Source organism: Lutimaribacter degradans, assembly GCF_023703375.1.
GTDB classification, from domain to species: Bacteria; Pseudomonadota; Alphaproteobacteria; order Rhodobacterales; family Rhodobacteraceae; genus Lutimaribacter; species Lutimaribacter degradans.
Map to the genome: position 1 here is coordinate 564,871 of NZ_JAMQGO010000001.1, position 19,274 is coordinate 584,144.

19 protein-coding genes are annotated in these 19,274 nt (G+C 63.6%); 9 read left to right on the top strand and 10 right to left on the bottom strand.

Translation table 11 applies throughout. The features are described 5' to 3' along the window. Nucleotides 1–17 precede the first annotated feature (17 nt). Nucleotides 18–1,013, top strand: a complete 996-nt coding sequence (locus M8744_RS02790) for an alpha/beta hydrolase (protein ID WP_251409050.1) — start codon at nt 18–20, stop codon at nt 1,011–1,013. Then, on the top strand, nt 1,003–1,785 hold the full coding sequence (locus M8744_RS02795) for a squalene/phytoene synthase family protein (protein ID WP_251409052.1): 783 nt from the start codon (nt 1,003–1,005) through the stop codon (nt 1,783–1,785). The genes M8744_RS02790 and M8744_RS02795 overlap by 11 nt, the downstream gene beginning before the upstream one ends. A 71-nt stretch (nt 1,786–1,856) precedes the next feature. Here the strand turns inward: M8744_RS02795 and M8744_RS02800 are convergent, their stop codons facing one another. After that, complete coding sequence (locus M8744_RS02800) at nt 1,857–2,507, bottom strand: invasion associated locus B family protein (RefSeq protein WP_251409054.1); 651 nt, start codon at nt 2,505–2,507, stop codon at nt 1,857–1,859. Nucleotides 2,508–2,953: 446 nt separating this feature from the next. Between M8744_RS02800 and M8744_RS02805 the strand changes: the two genes are divergently transcribed. Together M8744_RS02805 and M8744_RS02810 are read left to right on the top strand one after the other, a co-directional pair. Beyond that, the gene (locus M8744_RS02805) at nt 2,954–4,507 is read left to right on the top strand and encodes a helicase HerA-like domain-containing protein (RefSeq protein WP_251409056.1); all 1,554 of its coding nucleotides are present in this window, start codon (nt 2,954–2,956) and stop codon (nt 4,505–4,507) included. Between the two features lie 149 nt (nt 4,508–4,656). Next, on the top strand, nt 4,657–6,315 hold the full coding sequence (locus M8744_RS02810; RefSeq protein ID WP_251409058.1) for an ABC transporter substrate-binding protein: 1,659 nt from the start codon (nt 4,657–4,659) through the stop codon (nt 6,313–6,315). A gap of 76 nt (nt 6,316–6,391) precedes the next feature. Here M8744_RS02810 and M8744_RS02815 read toward each other — a convergent pair whose 3' ends face one another. The 7 genes from M8744_RS02815 to M8744_RS02845 form a co-directional block, all read right to left on the bottom strand. Next, nucleotides 6,392–7,696, bottom strand: coding sequence for a branched-chain amino acid ABC transporter permease (locus M8744_RS02815; RefSeq protein ID WP_251409060.1), 1,305 nt, complete (start codon nt 7,694–7,696; stop codon nt 6,392–6,394). Continuing rightward, the gene (locus M8744_RS02820) at nt 7,693–8,703 is read right to left on the bottom strand and encodes a branched-chain amino acid ABC transporter permease (protein WP_251409063.1); all 1,011 of its coding nucleotides are present in this window, start codon (nt 8,701–8,703) and stop codon (nt 7,693–7,695) included. Before M8744_RS02820 ends, M8744_RS02815 begins: the two co-directional genes overlap by 4 nt. Further along, nucleotides 8,703–9,035, bottom strand: coding sequence for a hypothetical protein (locus M8744_RS02825; RefSeq protein WP_251409066.1), 333 nt, complete (start codon nt 9,033–9,035; stop codon nt 8,703–8,705). The genes M8744_RS02820 and M8744_RS02825 overlap by 1 nt, the downstream gene beginning before the upstream one ends. A 5-nt stretch (nt 9,036–9,040) precedes the next feature. Then, nucleotides 9,041–9,868 carry an ABC transporter ATP-binding protein gene (locus M8744_RS02830; protein WP_251409069.1) on the bottom strand — a complete coding sequence of 276 codons (828 nt, stop codon included), beginning with the start codon at nt 9,866–9,868 and terminating at the stop codon, nt 9,041–9,043. 136 nt (nt 9,869–10,004) lie between these two features. Next, the gene (locus tag M8744_RS02835; RefSeq protein ID WP_251410028.1) at nt 10,005–10,796 is read right to left on the bottom strand and encodes an ABC transporter ATP-binding protein; all 792 of its coding nucleotides are present in this window, start codon (nt 10,794–10,796) and stop codon (nt 10,005–10,007) included. A 96-nt stretch (nt 10,797–10,892) separates the two neighbouring features. Beyond that, the gene (locus tag M8744_RS02840; protein WP_251409071.1) at nt 10,893–12,074 is read right to left on the bottom strand and encodes an ABC transporter substrate-binding protein; all 1,182 of its coding nucleotides are present in this window, start codon (nt 12,072–12,074) and stop codon (nt 10,893–10,895) included. A gap of 94 nt (nt 12,075–12,168) precedes the next feature. Further along, a complete protein-coding gene (locus M8744_RS02845; RefSeq protein ID WP_251409073.1) occupies nt 12,169–12,405 on the bottom strand; it encodes a hypothetical protein in 237 nt (78 codons plus the stop codon). Between the two features lie 152 nt (nt 12,406–12,557). Here M8744_RS02845 and M8744_RS02850 point away from each other — a divergent pair, with 152 nt between their 5' ends. Then, the gene (locus M8744_RS02850) at nt 12,558–13,685 is read left to right on the top strand and encodes a PQQ-dependent sugar dehydrogenase (protein WP_251409076.1); all 1,128 of its coding nucleotides are present in this window, start codon (nt 12,558–12,560) and stop codon (nt 13,683–13,685) included. A 6-nt stretch (nt 13,686–13,691) separates the two neighbouring features. On the opposite strand, the gene M8744_RS02855 is transcribed toward M8744_RS02850, so the two are convergent. Then, on the bottom strand, nt 13,692–14,690 hold the full coding sequence (locus M8744_RS02855) for a GlxA family transcriptional regulator (protein WP_251409078.1): 999 nt from the start codon (nt 14,688–14,690) through the stop codon (nt 13,692–13,694). A 174-nt stretch (nt 14,691–14,864) separates the two neighbouring features. Here M8744_RS02855 and M8744_RS02860 point away from each other — a divergent pair, with 174 nt between their 5' ends. Next, nucleotides 14,865–16,232: a class II 3-deoxy-7-phosphoheptulonate synthase gene (locus M8744_RS02860; protein WP_251409081.1), complete on the top strand. Its 1,368-nt coding sequence runs from the start codon at nt 14,865–14,867 to the stop codon at nt 16,230–16,232. 52 nt (nt 16,233–16,284) lie between these two features. Here M8744_RS02860 and M8744_RS02865 read toward each other — a convergent pair whose 3' ends face one another. Beyond that, nucleotides 16,285–16,983, bottom strand: coding sequence for a PAS domain-containing protein (locus M8744_RS02865; protein WP_251409084.1), 699 nt, complete (start codon nt 16,981–16,983; stop codon nt 16,285–16,287). A gap of 229 nt (nt 16,984–17,212) precedes the next feature. Between M8744_RS02865 and M8744_RS02870 the strand changes: the two genes are divergently transcribed. The 3 genes from M8744_RS02870 to M8744_RS02880 are packed head-to-tail and all read left to right on the top strand — an operon-like array spanning nt 17,213 to nt 19,263. After that, on the top strand, nt 17,213–18,091 hold the full coding sequence (locus tag M8744_RS02870) for a YicC/YloC family endoribonuclease (protein ID WP_251409087.1): 879 nt from the start codon (nt 17,213–17,215) through the stop codon (nt 18,089–18,091). Nucleotides 18,092–18,095: 4 nt separating this feature from the next. Further along, on the top strand, nt 18,096–18,740 hold the full coding sequence (gmk, locus tag M8744_RS02875; protein ID WP_251409090.1) for a guanylate kinase: 645 nt from the start codon (nt 18,096–18,098) through the stop codon (nt 18,738–18,740). 1 nt (nt 18,741) lies between these two features. Beyond that, the gene (locus tag M8744_RS02880) at nt 18,742–19,263 is read left to right on the top strand and encodes a gamma carbonic anhydrase family protein (RefSeq protein ID WP_251409095.1); all 522 of its coding nucleotides are present in this window, start codon (nt 18,742–18,744) and stop codon (nt 19,261–19,263) included. Nucleotides 19,264–19,274: the final 11 nt, after the last annotated feature.

Consider the following 19,274-nt stretch of genomic DNA (forward strand, 5'->3'; position numbering starts at 1 on the left):
CGAATTTCTGGTGAGCCTTGATTTATACCGTTTCGAAAATACTGGGTATCGCGGTGGTCGCCTATCTGGCCATCGCGCTGGGGTTGATCCTGTCGCAGCGCCCCGGGCCATTGCCCGAGGGCGGCGTGCTGGATTTCACCGGGCTGATCCAGGCCCCCTTTGACCCGCCGCAAGACGCCCCCCGGTTTCGCCGCACGCACTTTGTGGCGACGGACGGAAACAGGCTGCCGATGACCGTGGTTGACGACCCGGCCGCGCCCGCGGCCAAGCCCATCGTGGTAATGTTGCATGGCTCGGGCTGGCACGGGATGCAGTTCGACCGGCTGGCTTGGGCGCTGCGCGACGTGGCCGAGCTGCGCGCCGTCACCCTGCGCGGGCATGGGGCCGACCCGGTGCGGCGGGGCGACGTGGATTACGTGGGCCAGCTGGAGGATGACCTGGCCGCCGCCATCGGTGATGCCGACGGACGCAAGGTCGTGCTGCTGGGGCATTCCTCGGGCGGGGGGCTAGTGGTGCGCTTTGCGGGCGGCACGCATCGGGGCCTGATCGACGGGGCCATCCTGCTGGCGCCGTTCCTGCAATACGACGCGCCGGTGACGCGGGAAAACTCCGGAGGCTGGGCGCATGTGCTGACCCGGCGTATCGTCGGGCTGTCGATGCTGAACATGGTCGGCATCCGCGGGCTGGACGGGTTGAAGATGATCCAGTTCGCCATACCGCGAGCGGTTCTGGACGGGCCCTTGGGCGATACGGCAACCACCGCCTACAGTTGGCGGCTGAACCTGTCCTATGCACCACGGCGCGATTACCTGTCCGATGTCGCGGCGCTGCCACCATTCCTGCTGGTGGCGGGCGCGCAAGACCAGAGTTTGGTCGCCGAAGGGTATGAGCCGCTGATGTCTGGCGCGACCGACAACGGGCGCTATCATGTTCTACCGGACGTCGGGCATCTCGACGTGGTCGACGTGTCGGCGACCGAGACGCTGATACGGGGGTTTCTGCGTGATATCTGACGACTTGGCGGCCTGCGCCGAAACGGTGCAAAAGGGCGATCCCGATCGTTTCCTGGCGGCAATGGCGGCGCCGCCGGAAACGCGCGATGTTCTGTTTCCGCTTTACGCGATGAATGTCGAGATCAGCCGCGCACCCTGGGTCACGCAAGAGCCGGTGATCGCGGAAATGCGCCTGCAATGGTGGCGCGATGCGCTGGAGGAAATCGGGCAGGGCGGCGATGCGCCCCGCCGGCACCAGGTCGTGACGCCATTGGCCGCCGTGTTGGATGATCCGGCCTGCGCGGTGCTCGATCGCCTGGTTCTGGCCCGGCGCTGGGATATCTACCGCGACCCGTTCGAGGATGAAGCCGCCTTTGACCAGTTTCTTGACGACACGGCTGGTGGGCTGATGTGGGTGGCCGCGCGCGCGCTTGGCGCGCCAGGTCCGGCCGAGGCCGCGGTCCGTGACATCGGCTATGCGCAGGGCTTGGCGGCCTGGTTTCGCGCGATTCCCGCGCTTGAATCGGCAGGCCGCGTGCCGCTGGTGGATGGGCGCGGGCCGGCGGTGGTCGAGCTGGCACGCAAGGGTGCGGCGCGTCTGGCGCAGGGGCGTGCACGGCAGGGCGCTTTACCGCGACGATCCCGCGCGGCATTGCTGCCGGCCTGGCAGGCGGGCCCCGTCCTGGCCAGGATCGCGAAAAACCCCGGATTGGTCAGCGCGGCGCAGGCCGAACTGTCGCCGGGGGGCGCGCGCCTGCGCCTGATGCTGGCGGCGGCGCGCGGGCGCATCTGACACCTGGCAAACGAAGAAAAGGCCCGGGCGAATCCGCCCGGGCCCCTTTGTCGGTTGACCTGTGGCGCCGATTACTGCGGCATCACCGTCGCCTTGTCATACGCGGCGGTGAACCCCTTGAGCGACATGTCCAGGTTGATCGGCGTGTCGGGCGACACGAAGGGCACGATCGTGACCGTTGCCTTTACACCGCGCTTGAAGGCGTTGATCTCTTCGGCGGTAAAGCCGATCCGCGCGTAGCACCCCAGCGGATCGCAAACCGCGAAGGGGTAGCGCTTGGCCTGGCCGTCATCGACCTTGATCGTCAGTTGCGCGGTCAGCAGCGTTTCCAGCGGAACGGCGACCAATGCCCCCCCGGCGGCGCGCTGCCCCTCGGGCAGCTTGAAGATGCGCACGTTGGACACGAGATTGTCGTTTTCATCGGTAAGGGACTGGAACAGCTGGCAAGGCTCATCCTCGCCCTCGGGCACGCGGATGCATTCCAGCGCCCAATCCTCGACCTCTTCACGCAGGTAAGGCGTGCCCGGCCCCTCGGGGTCGTTCATGTCCTCGCTCATCGCCAGGTCGCTTCCTTGCGGGGCGATGGCGCCGCCGATGTCGGACTGGGTTTGCGGCATGGCCGGCGCGGTTTCGTCGCCGGCATCATCGGTGTCTTGTGCCTGTGCAGCTAATGGCATGGCCAAAAGGGCAAGAACCGAAAGAGTGGAAATAAACTTGGGCATGTGCTCCCCGCTTTGTAACACGTCATTCTGTTTGGGGCTTAGCACGGGCCGAGTGTCTTGTCAGGCGCGAAAACGAGAGCCCGATGCTGCCCTTGGCGAATATTTGCTGTCGGGAAATGCATGAAACGACAAAGAAAAAGAGGCTGTAACAGCCCCTTTTTCATTATTTTTTTCACTCCCCGTCGGACTGGCCGACTTAGTAATTGAGCCGACGCTAGGAGGTTTTGCCGCATCGGTCAACAGGCAATGGGTCATAATATGTCATGGCGCGCGCAATGCGCCTTGTGATGAAAAAAGCCGCATCCCGAAGGATGCGGCCAGTCTGACAGGGAGGAAGTCCAGCCCGCGCCAGAAAGGACATGTGGCGCCGGGCAGAATTCAGACTGGCACGCGATGGTTAAGAATGTATGGTCACTGCCGAACGGTGACATTCGGGGGAAAAGCAGGTGGAAAACGGCGTATTCATCGGGGGTGGCGGCGAGGACTACGGCGAAAGGCAGTATCTTTCGCTGGGCTACGCCAACCGCCACGGGCTGATCGCGGGTGCCACGGGTACGGGCAAGACGGTAACCTTGCAAATCCTGGCCGAGGGTTTTTCTGCCGCCGGGGTTCCGGTGATCCTGTCGGACGTCAAGGGCGACCTGTCGGGCCTGGCCATTGCCGGCGACCCAGGAGGTAAGCTGCACCAGCCCTTTGCCGAGCGAAACGCGAAAATCGGGTTTGACGATTTCACCTACGATCGCTTTCCCGTCACGTTCTGGGACTTGTTCGGCGAACAGGGCCATCCGGTGCGCACCACCGTGGCCGAGATGGGGCCGCTATTGCTGAGCCGGCTGCTGGAATTGTCCGAGGCGCAAGAGGGGATATTGAACATCGCGTTCCGCCTGGCCGATGAACAGGGCATGCCGCTTCTCGATCTCAAGGATTTACAGGCGCTTCTGGTCTGGGTGGGGCAGCAGCGCACCGACCTGTCGTTGCGTTATGGCAATATCTCCGTGCAGTCAGTTGGCGCGATCCAGCGCCGGCTCCTGGTGCTGGAAAACCAGGGCGGGGCCGATTTCTTTGGCGAGCCCGCGTTGGAACTGTCTGACCTGATGCGCAGCGATACGGACGGGCGCGGCATGGTCAACATATTGGCCGCCGACAGGTTGATGGGCAGCCCACGCTTGTACGCGACCTTTCTGTTGTGGCTTTTGTCGGAGCTTTTCGAGGAACTGCCCGAGGTGGGCGACCCCGAAAAACCCAAGCTGGTGTTTTTTTTCGACGAGGCGCACCTGCTGTTCGACGACGCGCCCAAGGCGCTGATCGACAAGGTCGAACAGGTGGCGCGGTTGATCAGGTCCAAGGGGGTGGGGGTATATTTCGTCACCCAGAACCCCGCGGATGTTCCCGAGGACGTGCTGGGCCAATTGGGCAACCGCGTGCAGCACGCCTTGCGCGCCTTTACCGCCAAGGATCGCAAGCAATTGCGCATGGCGGCTGAAACCTATCGTGACAATCCCCGCTTCGACACCGAAAAGGCGATCATGCAGGTGGGCGTGGGCGAGGCCGTGACCTCGATGTTGCAGAAAAAGGGGGTGCCCGGCGTGGTCGAACGTACGCTCATTCGGCCGCCCTCGTCGCGGCTGGGGCCCATCTCGGGGGCGGAACGCCGCGCGGTGATCGACGCAAGCACGCTGAAATCGAAATACCACGCGCGGATTGATCGTGACTCGGCCCATGAAATCCTGGCCCGTCGCGCCGAAGAGGCCGCCGCCGCCGCCGAAGAGGCAGAGGCGCGCGAAGAAGCGGCCGAGGACATGAAGCAACGCGAGTTCAACGCCGGGCGCCGCTATACCGGCGCGCGCGTGGGCCGGTCGTCCAGCCGCAGCACGCGCAGCAACAGCCGCGGTGACACCGTGACTGGGGCGTTGGGCAAGGCGCTGGTCAAGGAATTGGGCGGCACCACCGGCCGCCGCATCGTGCGCGGAATCCTGGGCGGGCTGTTCAAGTCGCGTTGAAGTGACAATCTCGCTGGAAAGCGGCGCATCGCGACCTATGCTATTTCGTGTACGCGAAACGCCCGCAAAAAAGGGCAACGACATTGGATGCGCGTACTTCGTTGCGTCCTTCGACGCCTGTTTTCCCCAATAAAAGTGAGAGCCGATCAATGCAAATTGCAGACGCACCGGATTTTCATCCTGCCGCCGCCCGCTATGCCGACGAAGTTGCCGCCGGCACCCTGTCGCGCCGAGAGTTTCTGACACGGGCCACCGCCCTGGGCGTTTCGATCCCCGCCGCCTATGCGCTGATAGGCGTGCCACAACCGGCGAATGCCGCGGCCCACATGCAACAGGGCGGCACGTTGCGCATAGAAAGCACCGTGAATGCGCTGAAAGACCCGCGCACATTCGATTGGCCGCAGATGTCGAATTTCACGCGCGGCTGGCTGGAGTACCTGGTAGAATACAACCGCGACGGCTCGTTCCGCGGTATCTTGCTGGAGGACTGGTCGGTCAATGAAGACGGCAGCGAATATACCTTGAACATACGACCGGGTGTGACCTGGAACAATGGCGACCCGTTCACGGCAAGCGACGTGGCCTTCAACATCGAGCGTTGGTGTGATGCCGGGGTCGAGGGCAACTCGATGGCGTCGCGCATGGGCCAACTTGTCGACCCGGAAACGAAGCAGGCGCGCGAGGGCGCGATCATGGTGGTCGATGACCAGACCGTGCGGCTGAGCCTTCCCAGCCCCGACATTACGTTGATCGCGGGCTTTTCCGACTACCCGGCCGCCATCGTGCACCCATCCTTTAACGGCGATCCGTTGGAAAACCCGATCGGCACCGGCCCATACCTGCCCGAACGCTTCGATGTGGGCGTCAAATCCGTCCTGTTGCGCAACACCGAGCATGACTGGTGGGGCAAGGGCGTCATCGGCGAGGCCATGCTGGACCGGATCGAATACATCGATTTCGGGACCGATCAGGCATCGATCGTGGCGGCCGCGGATTCCGACGAGGTCGACATGGTTTATGAAAGCCTCGATGAATATATTGATATTTTCGATAGCATCGGCTGGGTGAAATCCGAGGCGGTGACCGCCAATACACTGGTCATCCGGCCCAACCAGCTGGCCGAGGTGGGCGATATGCAGCCCTATGCGGATGCTCGTGTGCGCCGCGCGCTGGCGATGGCGGTGGACAACGCGATCTGCCTTCAACTGGGCTATGCCGACCGGGGCAAATTGGCCGAAAACCATCATGTCTGCCCGATCCACCCCGAATACGCCGATATCGGTGCCCCGAAACACGACCCGGAGGGCGCTCTTGCGCTGATGGAAGAGGCGGGCATGGCCGATTTCGAGCACGAACTGATCTCGATCGACGATACTTGGCGGCGCAACACGTCCGACGTGGTGGCCGCGCAGCTTCGCGATGCCGGTATCAAGGTGAAGCGCACGGTGCTGCCGGGCGCGACGTTCTGGAACGACTGGGTGAAATACCCGTTCTCAACCACCGACTGGGCGCAACGACCTCTTGGTGTCCAGGTGTTGGCGCTGGCCTATCGCTCGGGCGAGCCGTGGAATGAAACCGGCTTTTCGAATGCCGAGTTCGATGCCGAACTGGCGCGCGCCATGTCGATCGCCGATGCCGACACGCGGCGCGACAGCATGGAAAAGCTCGAACAGATCATGCTGGATGAGGGAGTCGTGATCCAACCGTTTTGGCGGTCGACCTTCCGTCACTACAAGGAAAACGTCGTCGGTGCGGAACAGCATCCGACCTTTGAAATCCACGTCTACAAGCTGGGGTTTGCCGCGTAAAAGGCGGCCGCCTTGGACCAAGAAGAAAACGGGCGGCTCTGGCCGCCCGTTTTTCGTTTTGCCGGCTGTTGTTGCGTCAGCGTTCGGGAAGCAGCCCCCGCGGGCTGAAGCGCAAGACCAGCAACAGGATCAGGCCCATCGTCAGCAGGCGCATATGCGCCGCGCTTTCCAGCAGATGTTCGCGCAGCCAGTATCCTTCGGACATGCCGCTGGTGATGGTCTGCATCAGCCACAGGCCCATCGGCTCGACCTGCACCCAGAGAAACCAGATCAGGAACCCGCCCAGCACCGCGCCCAGGTTGTTGCCCGATCCGCCGACGATCACCATCACCCAGATCAGGAAGGTAAAGCGCAACGGCTGATAGGTCGTGGGCACAAGCTGTCCGTCCAGTGTGGTCATCATCGCGCCCGCGATGCCGCAGATGGCCGAACCCAGGATGAATACCTGCAAGTGCCGGCGGGTCACGTCCTTGCCCATTGCCTCGGCGGCAACCTCGTTGTCGCGGATCGCGCGCATCATCCGGCCCCACGGGCTGTGCAGCGCGCGTTGGGCCAGTACAAGCAGGATAACCAGCACCACCGCGAAGAGCACCGCATAGCCCAGCTTGATGTAAAGCGTTGAAGCGGTGACCGGGTCGATGCCCAGGCTCGTCGCGCGTTCCACGAAGGCCGGGTCGTTTTGCAAGTCAATCTCGTTGGGTACCGGGCGCGGCAGGCCGTTGACGTTCTTGACGCCCCGGCTCAGCCACTCCTCGTTCTTCAGAACCGCGATGACGATTTCGGCGATGCCCAGCGTGGCGATGGCCAGGTAATCGCTGCGCAGGCCCAACGCGGTCTTGCCGATGATCCATGCCGCGCCCGCGGCCAGCAGCCCGCCCACGGGCCATGACAGCAGAACCGGCAGCCCCAGGCCACCGAGATACCCGCTGACAGACGGGTTGATCGCCTCGATCGACTGCACGCCGCCGTCGAACACGAAACGGAACAGGAAGAAGCCGCCAACCAGTATCACGATCAGCGCCAGCGTGCGCCTGCGCCCCGGCGCCATTGCCTTGTAGGTCAGGATGGCCGCCACGATGGTGGCCGCGCCCAGCACCAGGCCCAGCAATACGCGCAAGCCGCCCGCGGCCCAGGCCTCGGTCGTGGGGGGCATAGACACGATGACCGTGGCCAAGCCGCCAAGCGCGACGAAGCCCATGACGCCCACGTTGAACAGCCCCGCAAACCCCCATTGCAGGTTCACCCCCAGCGCCATGATCGCGCTGATCAACCCCATGTTCAGGATCAACAGCGCCGAGTTCCAGCTTTGCGTCACGCCGGTGCCGATGATCAGCACGGCCACGAGCGTAAACAGGGCAGTTGTCTTGGCTGTATCGCTCATACCGATTTCCCCCGGAACAGACCTGTTGGACGGAACAGCAGCACGATCAGCAGGATCGCGAAACTGATGGCAAACTTGTAATCCGTGCTCAGAAGCTGCACGAGCCCCGATGGCTCAAGATTTTCGGGCATCAGGTAGACCAGCACCTTTTTCCACGCGTAGGTGACGAACACCTCGGAAAAGGCGATCACGAACCCCCCGGCAATGGCGCCAACCGGGCTGCCCAGCCCACCCACGATGGCGCTGGCAAAGATCGGCAGCAGCAGTTGGAAATAAGTGAACGCCTTGAAGCTCTTGTCCAGCCCGTAAAGCACGCCCGCGATGGTAGCCAGCGCGGCAACGATCATCCAGGTCACCATCACGACACGCTCGGGGTTGATGCCCGACAGCAGCGCCAGATCCTCATTGTCGGAATAGGCGCGCATGGATTTGCCCGTGCGCGTGCGGTTGAGAAACCAGAACAGCACCGCCACGACGATAATCGCCGTGACCAAGGTGATGCCCTGCGTTGTCTTGATGGCCAAACCTTCCTGCAGCCCGGTCATTTCCTTGAAATCGCGCGCGGTGATGATGAACCGTTCGCCATCGGCGAAACGCTGGTCATCGGGGCCGATGATGAACCGCACCAGCCCGTTGAGGATGAACATGACCCCAAGCGATGCCATCACCAGGATGATCGGCTTGGCCTTCACCTCGCGGTAAAATCGGTAAACCAGCCGGTCGGTGCCCAGCACCAGCAGGATGCAGGCCGCGATCCCCAGTGGCAGCGCCAACAGCGCGGTAGGCAACGGCCCAAAGCTGACGCCAGCGGCCTGCAAAGCCCATGTGACAAGGATCGTGGCCATTGTGCCGAATGCCATCGTGTCGCCATGGGCGAAGTTGGAAAACCGCAGGATGCCGTATATCAGCGTGACCCCCAGCGCCCCAAGCGCCAACTGGCTGCCATAGGCGATGGCCGGGACCAGAACGAAATTGGAAAGCGCCACTATGGCGTTGAGAATATCCATCAGAAGCGTCCCTCGCATCTGCCGGTGAATGTTTTGCCGCGATTGCCGGTGTAGCTGAACGCACCGTCGTTTCGCAGCGTCAGGCGGTAGCGCCCATTGAAACTGTCAAGCGTGATCGTGTCGTCGGAAACCCGCGCTGCGTAAGGCCCCTGGCCATCGATCCACAACCGTGCGCGCGGGCCCTGTGTCTGCGCAACCTCGATCGTCAGCCCCGAGGGCGCGCACATGCTTGGGGCATCGCCGCGGCATTGTTGCGTGGCCGTACATGTCAGATCTTGCGCGGCCGCGGGCAGGGTAGGGGCCAGTAGGCTGGCGGCGATCAATCCTTTCATCCCGCTCAGCCCCCCAGGAAGGATTTGCGCACATCCGGGTCGGCCAGCAGTTCCTGGCCGGTGCCGGTATAGCCGTTGGCGCCCTGGACCAGCACATACCCCTTGTCGGCGATTTCCAACGCCTGGCGTGCGTTCTGCTCCACCATCAGGATCGGCAGGCCTGTTCGGCTGACCTCGATGATCCGGTCGAACAGTTCGTCCATCACGATGGGGCTGACCCCCGCAGTGGGTTCGTCCAGCATCAGAACCTTGGGCTTGGTCATCAGCGCGCGCCCCACGGCCACCTGCTGACGCTGCCCACCCGACAATTCGCCCGCCGCCTGCCGGCGCTTGTCATGCAGGATCGGGAACAGCTCGTAGACCTGATCCATCGTTTGGCGAATGTCGTCTTCGCGGATGAAGGCGCCCATCTCCAGGTTTTCCTCGACGGTCATCGAGGTGAAGATGTTGTTGGTTTGCGGCACGAACCCCATGCCCTTTCTCACCCGATCTTGCGGGTTCAGGGCGGTGATGTCCTCGCCATCCAGCAACACGCGCCCCTTGCGCATGTCCAGCATGCCGAATACCGCCTTCATCGCTGTGGATTTGCCCGCGCCGTTGGGGCCGACGATCACCGCGATTTCGCCCGCGTTCACCGCAATCGTGCAGTCATGCAGGATATCGGGCCCCTTGCCATAGCCGCCTGTCATGTTCTCGCCGACCAGGAAGGGGGCTTCGCCCTCGACCCTGACAGCCGCGCCGCCCTTGCGCAGGGGCGTTTCGCCCTGGCCGTGCGCCTTGGTGATCGAGCGGTCCTTGTTTCCGCGATCGTCCTGATAGGGGTTATCGCCCATCACGTATCCCTGTCTTCATTTTGCCAAGAAAACTCCGGGGGGCGCCCTTGGTGCTGCACCATCGGGTCGCGTACCACGCGCGACGGAGCAAAGCCCCCGGCATACCCGGGCCGCGTGCCGCAGGCACATATGCAGGTCACGCCCCGGCCTCTTCCAACTGGTCCTTGTTTTTCAGCCCCGTGCCCAGGTAGGCCTCGATCACGTGCTCGTTGGCCTTGATCTCGGCCAGCGTGCCTTCGGCCAGCACCTTGCCCTCGGCCATGCAGATCACCGGGTCGCACAGCTTTTCGATGAAATCCATGTCATGTTCGATGACCACGAAGGTATAGCCACGTTCCTTGTTCAACTGGATGATCGCGTCGCCGATCGTGTTCAGCAACGTGCGGTTCACCCCGGCGCCCACCTCGTCAAGAAAGACAATCCTGGCGTCCGCCATCATCGTGCGGCCCAGTTCCAGCAGCTTTTTCTGGCCGCCAGAAACCTGGCCGGCCTTGTGATCTGCAAGGTGGCTGATGGTCAGGAACTCCAGCACCTCGTCGGCCTTGGCGCGCAGGGCGCGTTCCTGGTCGGCGATGCGCTTGCGCCCGAACCACGTGTCCCACAGTCGTTCGCCCACCTGGTCGCCGGGCACCATCATCAGGTTCTCGCGGCAACTCATCGAGTGGAATTCATGCGCGATCTGGAAGGTGCGCAGAAGCCCCTTGTGAAACAGCTCGTGCGGGGGAAGGCCGGTGATGTCTTCACCCTGCATCGTGACGCGGCCGCTTGTCGGCGGCAAGACGCCGGCGATAACGTTGAAAAGCGTGGTCTTGCCCGCACCGTTCGGGCCGATCAGCCCGGTAATGGTGCCCGTGGCGATTTCAAGCGATGCACCGTCAACGGCATGAAACCCGCCGAAATGCTTGTGAACGTCTTCGACGACGATCATCTGAGACATGTATACCCCCATGCCCGGGTTTATCCCGGTGCATATTACCGCGCCCCGGATCGTGTCCGGGGCGCGGTTGTCACGGTTACTGACGGATCAACGGTAGCCGACGGTTTCGAACTTGCCGTCCTTGATCTCGACCACGCGGAAGCTGCCCGCAGCCTCGCCCGGGCCGATCAGCTCGACGCCGGTGGCGCCAACCAGGTCGACGTCACCGCCGTCTGCCAGGATTTGCAGGGCGCGACCCAGCTCGCCGGGGTTGATCTTTTCACCCGGTGCGTTGGCGACCATTTCGACCTTGTCCTTGTAGACATTGGGGTCGGTCGACCCGGCAGCCTGCATGGCCAGCATGATCAGCGCGGCAGCGTCATAACCTTCGGCCGTGTAGGGCGAGGCGCTGTCGAACTGGCCTGCACCCAGTTCCTGGAATATCTTGGTGCCTTCGCTGTTCGAGCCGGGCGCCTGACCCTTGGAGCCTTCGATTTCGGTGCCGAAAGCATTGCTCAGCGATTCACCGACCATGCCGTCGGGCAGGTGGAAGGTATCGAATGCACCTGAATCCAGTGCCGAGCGAATGACGCCCGCGCCGCCTTGGTCAAGGTAGCCTGCAACCACCAGAACTTCGCCACCGGCCGAGGCCAGCGCCGCAACTTCGGCCGAATAGTCGGCCTTGCCGTCTTCATGCGCGGCCTGGATCGTCACCTCGCCACCCTTTTCGGCAAAGGCAGATGCAAAGGCATCGGCCAGGCCCTTGCCGTAGTCGTTGTTGGTGTAGGTCACGGCTACCGATGTCACGCCATCCTCGATCAGGAGGTCGGCCATCACTTCGCCCTGGCGCGCATCCGACGGTGCGGTGCGGAAGAACAGGCCGTTATCTTCGGCGGTGGTCAGGGCCGGGCTGGTGGCCGAGGGCGAGATCATGACAATGCCGTTCGGCACGGCCACGTTGGCCAGGATTGCGCCGGTCACGCCCGAGCAGGTGCCGCCGACGATGCCCTTCACCCCGTCCGAGGTAATCGCACGTTCGGCTGCAGCCACACCGGCCGAGGCGTCGATGCAGGTCGAGTCGCCGCGCACCGGCACGACCGTCATGCCATCCATGAAGTTGCCGCTGGCGTTGACTTCCTCGATCGCCATTTCCATCGCGGAGGCCATCGGGCCCACCAGCGATTCCGTCGGGCCGGTGAAGCCCTGCAGAATGCCGATCTTTACATCTTCGGCGGCGGCACCCGACGCCATCAGCGCCGCTGCGGCGGTGGCTGTCAGAAACTTTTTCATTATGATACTCCCTTGGTTGGTTGGCCATTTTTTCTTGTATGGCCCATGAAAACACGGGTCTGCACCGGCGTACCAGTGCTTCGCATATTCTTTTTTAGATTGTTCGACCCCTGAAACCAGCTTTCGCGCCGTTCGGGCCTGGCTGCACACGCACCGGCACCAGGCAGGGTTGCGTGGCAGGCAACGCTGTAGCAGCCAGCCGGCCCAGCATTTGCTGCGCCCGGCACCCGGCGCCCCGCAAGGCAATGTGGAACATGCGCTGTGCATGTCCGGTTGCGGCCTCGGTGATGGCCTGAAACGCGGTGGCAGATGCCCGCGACAGTTTGGTCATCGTCGACTCCTCGCTGGAACAAAAGGTCCGCATCGGAGCCTATTCGGACAAAATTCAAAAGAAAAGATGTTTTAAGCCCCGATTGCGCGGCTTTGTGGTGCGGAGGTGGTGAAAGGGTTGCTTGCGCTGCGCGATGCACCATCTTTTACTGCATGAGCAAAATGAACGGAGCCGTCATGCTGCGCACCGCCTTTCTTGCCTTGTCACTGTCCCTGGCCGCCCCGTTGCAGGCCGATACACTGTCGAGCGATTCTGGACCTTTACGGGGTGAACTGGTGGCGGATGATTTCCTCGGGCCGTGGTCGCTGGGCTTTCTGCCGGATGGCGGCGTTCTGGTGACCGAGAAGGAAGGCGCGCTTTGGATCCTGCGCGCCGATGGCAACCGTGACCGCGTGGCCGGGCTGCCGGACGATATTGTGCAGGTCGGGCAGGGCGGTTTGCTCGATGTGCTGATACCGCGCGATTTCGCGCAGACGCGCGAAGTGATCTTTTCGCACGCGGCGCGTCAGCCCGGCGGTGCCGGTACCGCGATCAGCGCGGGCACCCTGACGGCCGACGGCACCCGCCTGCAAGATGTGCGCCGCCTGTTCGAGATGGCTCCGGGCAGTTCCGGCGGGCGGCATTTCGGCGGGCGGCTGGTCGAAGGGCCGGATGGGTACATCTTCCTGTCGATCGGCGATCGTGGTGACAGGCCGTCAGCGCAAGACCTGGGCCGCCACAATGGCAGCATCATCCGCATCAATCGCGACGGCAGCGTGCCGTCCGACAACCCACTTGTCGGGCGCGAAGGCGTGCAACCCGAAATCTGGAGCTGGGGCCACCGCAATCCGCAAGGCATGACGCTGGATGCGCAAGGCCGGTTATGGACAAACGCCCACGGCGCCCGCGGCGGCGACGAGGTGAACCTGATCGCGAAGGGCCGCAATTACGGCTGGCCGGTCATATCCTACGGCCGCCACTATTCCGGCGCCAAGATCGGCGAGGGCACATCGAAGCCGGGGATGGAACAGCCCGCGTTTTACTGGGATCCGTCCATCGCGCCCTCGGGGCTGGTCATCTATTCCGGCAAGCTCTGGCCGGAATGGCGTGGCGATTTCCTTGTCGGGTCGCTGAAATTCGACCTGGTCAGCCGGTTGTCGGGCACTCCGCTGCAAGAGGCCGAGCGGATCGAAGGCGATGCCACCTCCCGCGTTCGCGATCTGCGCGAAGCGCCGGATGGGTCGATCTGGATGATTTCCGAAGGCAATGGGGCGATCTATCGCCTGACGCCCGGCGACTGACGCCCGTCAGATCGACAGCCGCGCCCCTTGCGCGCCGCGTTCGCGATAAGGGGTCGTGCTGTAATGCGCCCGGTAGCATTTCGAGAAATGCGAGGGCGAGGCAAACCCGCAGGCCAGCGCGACGTTGATGACGCTCATATCCGTCTGCATCAACAGGTTGCGCGCCTTGGAAAGCCGCAATTCCATGTAGTACCGCTTTGGGCTGCGGTTCAGGTAGCGGCGGAACAGCCGTTCCAACTGGCGGGTGCTCATGCCGACATCCTTGGCCAGCGTCGAGGGGCTGATCGGCTCTTCGATGTTCTGCTCCATCATCTGGATCACCTGGCTGAGCTTGGGGTGCCGCACGCCGATACGCGTTGGTACGCTCAGCCGCTGGGTGTCCTGATCGGTGCGGATCGAGGAATAGATCATCTGGTCGGCGACCAGGTTCGCGATCTCTTCGCCGTGGTCGTTGGCGATCATCTTCAGCACCAGGTCGATCGACGATGTGCCGCCCGCGGTTGTCAGCCGGTTGCCATCCATCACGAAAACCGACTTGGTCAGCGTGACCTCTTCGAATTCTTCGGCGAAACTGTCCTGGTTCTCCCAATGGATCGTGGCGCGCTTGCCGTCGAGCAGACCGGCCCGCGCCAGCGTATAGGCCGCGGTGCACAGCCCCCCCAGAACGATGCCCTTGCGCGCCTCGCGCCGCAGCCAAGACAGCAGGCGCTTGGTGGTGGCCTTGTGCACGTTGACGCCCCCGCACAGCAGCACGGTGTCATCGCGCGTGACCTCTTCCAGGTCGCCTTCCAGCTTGAACTCGGTCCCGGCCGAGCAGGTCACCGTATCTCCGCCTTCGCCGATCAGCCGCCATTCATAGGCGGGCCGGCCAACCATGCGATTGGCGATACGCAGGCAATCGAGCGCCGAGGCAAAGCTAAGCAGCGTGAACTCGTTCAAGAGAACGAAAACAACCCGCTTCGGTTTCGCGGTGTTTGCGGGGCCTGTGGTCGCCGGTGTGGTCATGATCTGTACGGTTCCGTGGCGCAGTGACGCCGGGCACTTGAGCAGCTTTGTCGCAGGGGATCAAGCCTATCGGATCATGATCGACGCATCATGTCGTGAATTCTGATATGGCCACGCCCGCGCGGCTTTAGTATACAGGCCACTCATTCACCATCCGCAGACCGGAGACCAACGATGACCGAGTGGCAAAAGACCGATTGGCGCAAGAAGCCCAGGGTTCAGATGCCCGACTACACGGATCAGGCCGAATTGAACGCGGTCGAGGCGCAGTTGTCGCACTATCCGCCGCTGGTCTTTGCCGGTGAGGCGCGCAAGCTCAAGACCCAGCTGGGGGCCGCCGCGCGCGGCGAGGCGTTCCTGCTGCAGGGCGGTGATTGCGCCGAGGCGTTCGATCAGTTCAGCGCAAACGCCATTCGCGACACGTTCAAGGTGATGCTGCAAATGGCGATGGTGCTGACCTATGGCGCCAAGGTGCCGGTGGTCAAGGTGGGCCGCATGGCCGGGCAATTCGCCAAGCCGCGTAGCGCCCCCACCGAGGTGGTCGATGGCGTCGAACTGCCCAGCTATCGCGGTGACATCATCAACGAGCTTGATTTCACCCCCGAGGCGCGCATTCCCGACCCGCGCAAGATGTTGCAGGCCTACACCCAGGCAGCGGCCACGCTGAACCTGTTGCGGGCCTTTTCGACAGGGGGGTACGCCGACGTGCACCAGGTGCACCAGTGGACCCTTGGGTTTACCGAAAGCGAAAAGGCCGAGAAATACCGCGAGATGGCAGGCCGGATCAGCGATACGCTTGATTTCATGACCGCTGCCGGCATCACCAGCTCGGGCAATCATGCCCTGCAGACGGTTGATTTCTACACCAGCCACGAGGCGCTGTTGCTGGAATACGAAGAGGCGCTGACGCGGCTCGATTCCACCTCGGGCAAATGGCTTGCCGGGTCGGGGCACATGGTCTGGATCGGTGATCGCACCCGCCAGCCTGATGGCGCGCATGTCGAATTTGCCCGCGGTGTTCTGAACCCGATCGGGTTGAAATGCGGACCCTCGATGACAGCCGAGGATTTGAAGGTGCTGCTGGCCAAGCTGAACCCGGAAAACGAGGCCGGACGCCTGACGCTGATCGCGCGTTTCGGGGCGGGCCAGGTGGCCGAGCATTTGCCGCGCCTGATCGACACCGTGCGCAGCGAAGGGGCCAACGTGCTGTGGGTCTGCGACCCGATGCATGGCAACACGATCAAGTCGGCCAGCGGCTTCAAGACCCGGCCGTTCGACCTGGTGCTGCGCGAAGTTCAAGAGTTCTTCGCCGTCCACCGTGACCAGGGCACGATCCCCGGTGGCGTCCATTTCGAGATGACCGGCCAGGACGTGACCGAATGTACCGGCGGCGTGCGCGCGGTGACCGAGGAAAACCTGTCCGATCGCTATCACACCGCCTGCGATCCGCGCCTGAATGCCAGCCAGTCGCTGGAACTGGCCTTTCTGGTGGCCGAGGAACTGTCGGCGATGCGCGATGCGCGGGCGGTTGCCACCGGCTGAATGGCCCACGCGGCGAAGCATGAAAAGGGCGCCCGTGGCGCCCTTTTTCGTGTCAGTCGGTGGTGACCAGCCGCAGATGGGGTGCATCGGGGTGCGGCCGGGCAAAACCTGTGGCCGCCTCGGCCAGGCCGGGGGGGCGATGCGCGGGCCCTGTTTGTGTCGCTGCATGGGCCGGGCCGGCGCCACGGGCCGGGGTGATATGCGCTTGCCGAATATCGAACCGGCGCGGCGCGCTTCCCCGCGCCCCGTCGCTGACGAGGCACCCCAAAAGCCGGTTGACCGCGCTGCCATCGCCGCGCAGCGGCAGCAGCAAAAGCCGCCCGTGCAGTTCCGGCTGGCCACGGCTGCCCCTTGCATGCAGCGTTACCCGCCCGATTGCCGGTGTATCGAAGACCTGTTGCAATGTTTCGGCCAGCTTCTGGCGCGCGGCAGGGGCGATCAGCGCCGACAAGGGCATGCCGCGTACCTCCATCCCCAGCAGTGCAGACAAGTGCGATCCGCCGACCCGCAAACGGGCCTCGCCGGGGGTGATCCGTTCGGCGACAAAGGCGTGTTCCAGCGACCCCTCGATTCCGCGCGGGTCGATCTGCGCGCGCGCCGGGGGCTGGCCATCACGGTAAAGCGCGGTCCAGTACGCCTCGACCTGGGCCATGTGCGATGTGCCAGGGCCGGGCCGGGCGGTCGGGCATATGGTGGCGCCCCTGCCGGTGTCGTGCCGGGCTTGGGTGTTATGCCGGGTTACAATCTTCATGTTTCTCACTCCACAGGCTCGGTTCCGACAGGCCGTGGTTAACCTGTCTTTACGCTACCGCAACAACGGTTACCCAAGTGTTAATCTACCCGGTTTTCGCCACATTTGGCGCAAATTCGGCCCAAATGGTTAACTTCCGGTGGCGCGCCTGCGCTCTTGCCCCGGCCCGGCGCCTGGGGCAAAAGGCGAATGCATCGCGGCAACAGGAGACCGGCGCGTGACAAGTTCAATGACGGCATTTGCATCGGCCAAGGGCGGGCAGGGCGCGCATGACTGGGCCTGGGAAATGCGCAGTGTCAACGCCAAGGGGCTGGATCTGCGCTTGCGTGTGCCCGACTGGATCGAGGGGCTGGAAGCGGCGTTGCGCGCGCGCCTTGGCAAGGCGGTGACGCGCGGCTCGGTCAGCGTGTCGTTGCGGGTGGCCCGCGACGAGGCCGAGGCGGTCCAAAAGCTCAACCCGGTGGCGCTGGACGCGGCGCTGGCCGCGCTGGCCGGGGTCGAGGCGCGCGCCGCCGAAAAAGGCGTGACTCTGGCGCCCACGCGTGCCGCCGACATCCTGACCGTGCGGGGCGTTCTGGACAGCGCCGCCACCGTCGATGACAGCGCCGCGCTGCGCCGTGCCCTGCTCAAGGACTTCGAACCGCTGCTGGCGGCTTTTCTTGACATGCGCGCCGCCGAGGGGGCGGCGCTGAACACGGTTTTGGCCGAGCAGCTTGACCGGATCGCGTCGCTGACGCGGGCCGCCGCCGACATGGCCGATGCGCGGGCCGAGGCGATGCGGGCCAATCTGCGCGCGGCGCTGGCGCGCGTGACCGACAACGCCGAAGGCACCGACCCCGACCGCCTCGCGCAAGAGATGGCGCTGATCGCGGTCAAGGCGGATGTGACCGAAGAGATCGACCGCCTGCACGCCCATGTCGAGGCCGCGCGCGGCTTGCTGGACGCCGACGGGCCGGTGGGGCGTAAGCTCGATTTCCTGATGCAGGAATTCAACCGCGAGGCCAACACGCTGTGCTCCAAGGCGCAGAATACCGAGTTGACGCGGATCGGGCTGGACCTGAAAACGGTGATCGACCAGATGCGCGAGCAGGTCCAGAACGTGGAGTGATACCATGACGATGCAACGACGCGGCCTTTTGATCATCCTGTCCTCGCCTTCGGGCGCGGGCAAATCCACGCTGTCGCGGTGCCTGCTGGAGTGGGACCCTTCGCTGAGTTTCTCGGTCTCGGCCACGACGCGCGAACCGCGCCCGGGCGAGGTTGACGGCCAGGATTACCATTTCCTCAGCCAGGAGGCGTTCAAGCGCGACGTGTCGCAGGATGGTATGTTGGAACATGCCCATGTTTTCGGCAATTTCTACGGCAGCCCGCGCGCGCCGGTCGAAAAGGCGATAAATGCCGGGCGCGACGTGCTGTTCGATATCGACTGGCAGGGCGCGCAGCAGATCGTCAACTCGGCGCTGGGGCAGCATACCTTGTCGATCTTCATCCTGCCGCCCTCTATCGCCGAACTGCGCCGCAGGCTTGTCAGACGTGGCCAGGACACATCCGAGGTAATCGCGAAGCGGATGCAGAAAAGCTGGGACGAGATCAGCCACTGGGGCAGTTACGATTACGTTCTGATCAATGACGAGCTGGATGGCACCTTCGACGATCTGAAAACCATCGTCACCGCCACGCGGCTGAAGCGGTTGCAGCAGCCCGGCCTGGTAGAGCATGTGCGCCGGTTGCAACAGGAATTCGAGGAGGTGCAGTGACATGACCATTTACGCCCTTGACGGGATGACGCCACGGATCGACGAGGACAGCTGGGTTGCGCCCGATGCCAACGTTATCGGCAACGTGGTGCTGGAAGAGGCGACGAGCGTCTGGTTCGGCGCGACGCTGCGCGGCGATAACGAGGAAATCCGGATCGGCCGCGGTAGCAACGTGCAGGAAAACACGGTCATGCATACCGACATGGGGTTTCCCTTGACCATCGGTGCGGGTTGCACGATCGGGCACAAGGCGATGCTGCACGGCTGCACCATCGGCGAGAATTCCCTTATCGGGATGGGCGCGACCGTCTTGAACGGGGCCAGGATCGGGCGCAATTGCCTGATCGGGGCGAACGCGCTGATCACGGAAGGCAAGGAAATTCCCGATGGCAGCCTGGTCATGGGCAGCCCCGGAAAGGTGGTACGGCAACTGGACGACGCGGCCATCGAGGCCCTGCGCGCCAGCGCCCTGCATTACCAGGACAACATGCGCCGGTTCCGCGCCGGTCTGGGCGAGGTCTGAACCTATCATGC